This window comes from Aerococcus sp. L_32 (assembly GCF_050689315.1).
In genome coordinates this window covers 1-7,021 of sequence record NZ_JBOEQF010000110.1, presented here as the reverse complement: position 1 = coordinate 7,021, position 7,021 = coordinate 1, and the positions used below count along the sequence as shown (strand labels likewise).

At 39.6% G+C, this 7,021-nt stretch carries 7 protein-coding genes; 2 read left to right on the top strand and 5 right to left on the bottom strand.

What is annotated here, in order from left to right; all coding sequences use genetic code 11:
- Positions 1-51 precede the first annotated feature (51 nt).
- On the bottom strand, positions 52-492 hold the full coding sequence (locus tag ACRCJ0_RS08060) for a hypothetical protein (RefSeq protein ID WP_431387488.1): 441 nt from the start codon (positions 490-492) through the stop codon (positions 52-54).
- A 97-nt stretch (positions 493-589) separates the two neighbouring features.
- On the bottom strand, positions 590-1,405 hold the full coding sequence (locus tag ACRCJ0_RS08055; RefSeq protein ID WP_419970735.1) for a MetQ/NlpA family ABC transporter substrate-binding protein: 816 nt from the start codon (positions 1,403-1,405) through the stop codon (positions 590-592).
- Between the two features lie 198 nt (positions 1,406-1,603).
- Between ACRCJ0_RS08055 and ACRCJ0_RS08050 the strand changes: the two genes are divergently transcribed.
- Positions 1,604-2,137 carry a DNA-3-methyladenine glycosylase I gene (locus ACRCJ0_RS08050; RefSeq protein ID WP_419970734.1) on the top strand — a complete coding sequence of 178 codons (534 nt, stop codon included), beginning with the start codon at positions 1,604-1,606 and terminating at the stop codon, positions 2,135-2,137.
- Between the two features lie 116 nt (positions 2,138-2,253).
- The gene (locus ACRCJ0_RS08045) at positions 2,254-3,444 is read left to right on the top strand and encodes a hypothetical protein (RefSeq protein WP_431387491.1); all 1,191 of its coding nucleotides are present in this window, start codon (positions 2,254-2,256) and stop codon (positions 3,442-3,444) included.
- A gap of 245 nt (positions 3,445-3,689) precedes the next feature.
- On the opposite strand, the gene thrS is transcribed toward ACRCJ0_RS08045, so the two are convergent.
- The 3 genes from thrS to ACRCJ0_RS08030 form a co-directional block, all read right to left on the bottom strand.
- On the bottom strand, positions 3,690-5,618 hold the full coding sequence (thrS, locus tag ACRCJ0_RS08040; protein ID WP_431390120.1) for a threonine--tRNA ligase: 1,929 nt from the start codon (positions 5,616-5,618) through the stop codon (positions 3,690-3,692).
- Between the two features lie 427 nt (positions 5,619-6,045).
- Positions 6,046-6,498, bottom strand: coding sequence for an Asp23/Gls24 family envelope stress response protein (locus tag ACRCJ0_RS08035; RefSeq protein ID WP_417892905.1), 453 nt, complete (start codon positions 6,496-6,498; stop codon positions 6,046-6,048).
- A 94-nt stretch (positions 6,499-6,592) separates the two neighbouring features.
- Complete coding sequence (locus ACRCJ0_RS08030; protein WP_059349071.1) at positions 6,593-6,799, bottom strand: DUF2273 domain-containing protein; 207 nt, start codon at positions 6,797-6,799, stop codon at positions 6,593-6,595.
- Between the last annotated feature and the right edge of the window lie 222 nt (positions 6,800-7,021).

Sequence of the window (7,021 nt, the reverse complement as noted above, 5' to 3'; positions counted from 1 at the left end):
CTCAATAGCATAACACCATGGCATCTCTTTGTCAATCATTTCTTTTAAGTTTTATACTTTAGTCAGCTCGCGGATTGGTCGCCCTTTTTCATCGTAGATAAAGTCCTTGACCCGCTGTCCATTCCCCATTGCAACAAGTAGTAGGTCACGATAAGGTTCTGCTAATTCTTCAAATAGGAAGCTTTCCTCATCTAATTGCTCCAGCTTACGTTTACTGTCAATCTCACCAGGACTTCTCAACTTACATTTAGTCGATGGTAACTTGTCCAAATGCCGTTTCTCAATACGATAGTAGTAGTTGTCATCACCATATGTAATTTCTAGGGCACCTGAATTGGTCCGTCGTTTATTCACATCGGCATACTTTTCTTGATGAAGTGTCCACCAGCTTTGAATGCCCTCAAAGGCCTCTTCCTCGCTAGCATATGACCCATGTTCCTTTCGAACGCCATCGCGTCGATTTTCCCAGTAGTTTGTGTAAACTTCCACCATGTACATCACTCCTATTCTCTTGATACCCCTATAATATAGGAAATGACCCTTTTGTGTAAACGTTTTCTAATAATATTCACACTTTCTTTCGGATTTCTTAATCTGGAATGATCCAGTAAGTTTTATCCGAATTATTATTAATTTCTTCAATTTGTGATTCAAACTCATCCGAATGATAGACATCCACGACTGCTTGCACCCACTCTTCTTCTGCTGTTTCAGGACCGGAAACTACGGCTTGCAGTAACAAGTCCTCCCGCACATCCTCCGCTAATAACATAGTTGAGAAGTCAACGCCCGCATCATAGGCGATTGAACCAGGAATAATGGCGTAGGCTAAATCTTCCAAGGTTCTTGGGATGGTCGCTGATTGCATAGGCACGATTTCAATTCCCGCTGTATTTTCTGCGATGTCATCAACAGTTAAACTTTCCAGATTGGCATCCTCACTTAATGCAATCCAACCCGCTTTTTCTAAAACGAGTAAAGCTCTTGTATAATTTGACGGATCATCCGGGATACCCACACGGTCACCGCTTGAGACAGCAGCCAAATCATCTTTGGTGCCAGGGAACAGACCTGCTGGCACTGTCGGTACCGGTGTCACAGCCGTCAGTTCTGCACCCGCTTCTTCATTAAAGTTGGCTAAATACAAGGAATGTTGGTCTACGTTTAAATCAGCTGACCCTTCTTGTAGGGCCACATCCGCTGACCGCAAGTCCGTAAACTCAATTTCTTCAACTGTATAACCCTCTTCTTCTAACTTAGGTGCCACTTGGTCTAAAAATAACTCGCTATAAGGACCAGGTGACGTCGCGACTCGAATAGTAGTTTCCTCACCACTATCACTAGAACACGCTGCAAGCACCGTTGCCGATAATCCCAATAACCCCAACTTCACAAAATGCTTCATTATACCCTTCCCCCATATCAAATTATTTTCTTTTCACACCTTCATTATAGTGAAGGTTTCAAGATATTGATAATACCTTACCTTAATCATGAGTAATCGTTTATAACGAACCCAACTATTATAATTGGATTAAATTTGCTATAATTTGGACACACTAAGAAATCCTAGTGAAACTTTCAAGGTGAAGGAGTTTTTTTCATGGTCATACGCTGTCAATTTGCCAATACCCCAAACATGATTGCTTATCATGACGAGGAATGGGGTCAAGATAAAACCACTAGTCAGACAGTCTTTGAGGCCCTGTGCTTAGAATCCATGCAAGCTGGTTTGTCCTGGGCTATTATCCTGAAAAAGCGGCCAGCACTGAGAGCAGCTTTTGCTGATTTTGACATGGAGTCCTTGGCAAAGTTTGATGAAACTGATGTTGACCGGCTTATGCTTGATGAAGGGATCATTCGTCACCGCCAAAAGATCCAAGCTATGATAAACAACGCCCAGTGTGCGCTAGCAATCGAAGAGGATACTCATTTTCCAAGTTTTAGAGATTTCATCTACCAAACAGCACATCAATTGGTGACCGAATTTGACGGAAATGAAGACGAAATCAATAAAGCGCTGATGAAATTACTGAAGAAACGCGGTTTTAAATTTGTCGGGCCAACTACAATCGAATCATTTCTGGAGACGATTGGTGTCTATAACCACCACGAACCACAGTGCGACTTCAGATAAAGATTTCATTTACTTAATTATGACTTAGTTTTACATGAAATTATTACGCTTACTTTATAATGTGATGTAAGTTAGTGATAAAATCAATTTATTTATAAACATGCGAGGAGATTTTTATGCCATTAAATATCAACCAACAAAAATGGGACCCCTTTGTTGTCCAACGTCTGAATACAGTGATTCGTGAATCAGCTTCAGATGCAAGTGTAAGCAAGCAAGATACTGAATACGCTGTATTTGATTTTGACAATACTACAATCATGCACGATATTGAAGACCATCTAATGATGTATATGATTGATCACTTGGCCTACAAGATGACACCAGATGAATTCTATGACGTCTTAACTACCGGCCCGATGAATTTCAACCAGCCTATTTTCCCGAATTCACAAAATATGGCAACTTACACTGATTTGGCAGATGATATCATCGCCCAATACCAAGTTTTATACACAGACTATATTGCCTTAGACGAGAGTGAACGCCTGCCACTAGAACAGGTGAAGGAATTGACCCAATTCAACGAATTTGCGGCGAAATTACGTTTATTCTACCAATTAGCAGGTAGTGAATTCCAAAGAACACCTGGCGAAAATTCACCGATTTACTGGTTCAAAGGCTATACTGTTGAAGAATTCAAAGCTTTATCTATAGCTGTATTCCAGGACGCCTTGGCTAAACCAATCGCCCTACGCCGACTATTTTCTAGCCCACATATTAAGAGCAAGGTCGGAAAAGTAGAAGCCTCATTCGAACAAGGCATTCGCATTCCCAGTGAGATCCTTCACTTATGGAAAATCCTTAAAGACAATAACATTACGATTTATGTAATCACAGCTAGTCCAATTGACTTGGTGCGTTCAGTGGTCACTCAAGCACCATTCAACTTAGACAAAAGCCAAGTTTTCGGCCAGTGCTACGATGTGGATGAAAATGGCATTATGGATTCTCGTCTGGAAGAAGGCACTTTTATCACTAAGGGCTTAGGAAAAGTAGAAGTGATTAAGAACTTCATGGTAGCCGAACACGACAAGCAACCAGCTTTGGTATTTGGAGACTCTATGGGTGACTATCCAATGATGACACAATTACCTTTCGTTAAGTTAGCGGTATTGTTCAACCGTTATTCTAGCGACCAAACCCAACAATTAATCGTTAAGGGGATCAACACTTACCGTCAAGACGACGCAAAATTGGTTATCCAAGGACGCGATGAAAACAAAGGAACTTTACGCCCAAGTATGGCGACCATTCCATTAGGTCACTTAGAACCCGTATTACAAGCCGGGGATTTATATTTATAAAATAGTAGAGAGATTAGGTGAAAATTCAATCTCTCTTTTTATATGTGCATAGTAAAAAACGCCAATAACAACTGTTATCGGCGTTTTTTTCGATTTATATTAGTAGGTCGTTGGTTCTCTAACCCTGTTTAGTCGGATGCGCTCGACCAGCTCAAGTCCACTTCAGAATAGTTTGCATCACACTTTGTATGATACGGCACTATTATTCCAGTGTTGTTGAGCTTAGCGGTCTCGCTTACACCCTTTTATTTATATGCTTTGATGTCTTGTTCTAATTGTGCTAAGAATTCATCAAATGGCATTGATGATGTTTCTTTAGAGCCATAGCGACGTACTGTTACTGTGTTTTCAGCTATTTCATTGTCACCAAATACTAATTGATATGGGATTTTTTGTGTTTGTGCTTCACGGATCTTGTAACCCATTTTTTCGTTACGGTTATCTACTTCAACACGCATACCCGCAGCTTTCATACGACGACGAATTTCTTCAACATGTTCGCCATGTGCTTCATCGTTAACTGGAATTAATTTAGCTTGAACTGGTGCTAACCAAGTTGGGAATGCTCCTTTATATTCTTCAATTAAGTAAGCAACGAAACGTTCCATTGTTGAAACAACACCGCGGTGGATAACTACTGGACGGTGAGTGTCTTGGCCATCTTGACCAACATAAGTTAAGTCAAAACGTTCTGGTAATAAGAAGTCTAATTGAACAGTAGACATTGTTTCTTCATTACCTAAAGCAGTCTTCATTTGAACGTCTAATTTAGGACCGTAGAACGCTGCTTCACCTTCTGCTTCAAAGTAATCTAGACCTAGGTCATCCATTGCTTCTTTAAGCATTGCTTGTGCTTTTTCCCACATCTCGTCATCATCAAAGTATTTATCAGTATTGTTTGGATCACGGTAAGATAAACGGAAACGGTAGTCTGTAATATTAAAGTCATCATAAACTTGTTTGATTAATTGCAATACTCGTGTGAATTCTTCTTTAATTTGGTCTGGACGTACAAAGATATGCGCATCATTTAAAGTCATTTCACGTACACGTTGTAAACCAGATAAGGCACCAGATTTTTCGTAACGGTGCATCATACCTAATTCCGCAATTCGAACTGGGAATTCACGATATGAGTGAATATCATTTTTATAAACCATCATGTGATGTGGGCAGTTCATTGGACGTAAAACTAATTGTTCACCGTCACCCATATCCATTGGTGGGAACATATCTTCATGGTAGTGGTCCCAGTGACCAGAAGTTTTATATAATTCAACATCTGCCATAATTGGTGTATACACATGTTCGTAACCTAAAGAAACTTCTTTGTCTATGATATACCGTTCAATAATACGACGGATTGTAGCACCTTTTGGTAACCAGAATGGTAAACCAGAACCAACTTCTGGATTTACCATGAAGATATCTAATTCTTTACCTAATTTACGGTGGTCACGTTCTTTAGCTTCCTCACGTTGTTTAATGAATTCTTTCAAGTCACGTTTTTCGAAGAATGCTGTACCGTAAACACGTTGCATCATTTTGTTATCTGAGTTACCTCTCCAGTATGCACCGGCAACAGATAATAGTTTGAATTCTTTAATATAACCAGTTGATGGTACATGAATTCCACGACAAAGGTCAGTGAATTCACCTTGTGAGTAAACTGTTAAAGTTTCATCTTCTGGTAAATCTGCGATGATTTCCAATTTATATTCATCATCCGCAAAGATTTCATTGGCTTCAGCACGTGTCACTTCGCGACGTTCAATTGGATAATTCTCTTTTACAATTTTAGCCATTTCAGCTTCAATTACTGGTAGATCTTCTTCAGCGATTTGTTTCTCTTGGTCCGTATCATAGTAGAAACCAGTTTCTATGGCTGGACCGACACCAAATTTAATACCTGGATACAAACGTTTCATCGCTTGCGCCATTAAATGAGCAGTAGAGTGACGTAAAATACCTAATGCATCTTCATGTTTAGGGTCAACGATTTCAATCGCACCACCTTCATTAATTGGGGCATTTAAGTCTACCAGTTCACCGTCAATTTTAGCCGCTAATGCGCGTTTTGCTAATGAGTTACTAATTGATGCAGCAACGTCACGACCAGTAACGCCTGCTTCGAATGATTTTTTGGCCCCATCTGGGAATACTAAGTCAATCATGTTTTTCCTCCTTTTTCCTTTTGAAAAATAAAAAAGCCCCATCCTAGCCGAAAAGACTAGAATGGGACGCTAATAAACAATATGCGTGGTTCCACCCAAGTTCGATAATATATGCAGGGCATATCTTATCCTCAATTGCTGATAATGGGGGCAACCCGTACACCTTATCACATGTGCATAATGCCATCTGTTTCGGTGCGATCTAAAGAGTGGTTCGCTATATGATCTTGCAAGTTTCTCACTAACCAACTTGTCCCTAATGTCCAATCCTAAAGCTTGTCTCTTATCATCGATATAGTTATCTGATTTCAAAATAAGTATAAGCATCGAGTCTATAATTGTCAAACAAAATTCATAAGAAACCGTTTCACATAGGTGATTTCAAGGAAAAAGAGACGAGTGTAAACCCGCCTCCTTCTGGTGAAAATTATTGTACGCGTGAACCGTCAGTGTATTGACCACTTTGGTTTGCTTGACGACGTTGTTGTTCAGCTGCACGTTTTTGTTCGTTTTGGTCACGTTCATACTCTGCGCGTGTTAACACGTCGTTTACGTTCATGTTCACTTCAACAACTGTTAAACCAGTCATTTGTTGAACGTTTTCTTTCACTGCTTTAGTCACTTTGTCAAAAGCAGCAGGAATATCTTTGCCATATTCAGCAATCACTTCAAGGTCTAAAGCTACTTCTTTTTTACCAACTTCGGCGCTAACACCTTTAGTTTCGTCTTCGCTACTAGAGAAGAAGTTCATGATTCCAGAAGTAAGGTTTCCCTTTAATTCTAAAATACCATCAATATTTTGAACTGTGTAGAAAGCAATTTTTTCTAATACACGGTCTTCAAAAGTTAAATCGTTCGTGTGTTTTACGTTCTCTGACATGTCAAATACCCCATTTCTTTCATTTTTAAATAATATAACCCATAAGTTGTAATTATCATATCAAATTTATCTACTTAACTCAAACAATATGATGCTAAAAATTGAAAAATGAGAACCAACTTTCTAAGTCAATTTGTCCATCAAAATATGCCCCTGCAATGTATCCAATTACTGAGAATACTAGGATAAATAAGGCAGGTCCAAAACCTAACCACATCCACAGTAAACCAAAAATGAATGCAATCAGTCCGCCAATAATACGATTTCTATATGGATACCAGCTACGTGGTGGTTGTTTCATATGCTCTGTGCCTCCCTATCAAAATTCGGTCCTATTTGACCAAGATTATCTAACACGCGCCTGGTTTTGACCGCGCCCCTGTTGGCTTACCTGGCTCGCATCATACGGTGTGGCAGATACTTTCACATTTTGAATACTTGTACCTAAAACGCGTTCTGCTCCAAGTTTGGCTTTTCCTGCGATTCGATCAGAAATTGCTTGAACCGAATTGTTTTTATCTAC

Excerpts from the sequence above, each read along its gene's own strand:
- ACRCJ0_RS08060 (WP_431387488.1), bottom strand. The coding sequence starts at position 492 with ATGGTGGAAGTTTACACAAACTACTGGGAAAATCGACGCGATGGCGTT.
- ACRCJ0_RS08055 (WP_419970735.1), bottom strand. The coding sequence starts at position 1,405 with ATGAAGCATTTTGTGAAGTTGGGGTTATTGGGATTATCGGCAACGGTG.
- ACRCJ0_RS08050 (WP_419970734.1), top strand. The coding sequence starts at position 1,604 with ATGGTCATACGCTGTCAATTTGCCAATACCCCAAACATGATTGCTTAT.
- ACRCJ0_RS08045 (WP_431387491.1), top strand. The coding sequence starts at position 2,254 with ATGCCATTAAATATCAACCAACAAAAATGGGACCCCTTTGTTGTCCAA.
- thrS (WP_431390120.1), bottom strand. The coding sequence starts at position 5,618 with ATGATTGACTTAGTATTCCCAGATGGGGCCAAAAAATCATTCGAAGCA.
- ACRCJ0_RS08035 (WP_417892905.1), bottom strand. The coding sequence starts at position 6,498 with ATGTCAGAGAACGTAAAACACACGAACGATTTAACTTTTGAAGACCGT.
- ACRCJ0_RS08030 (WP_059349071.1), bottom strand. The coding sequence starts at position 6,799 with ATGAAACAACCACCACGTAGCTGGTATCCATATAGAAATCGTATTATT.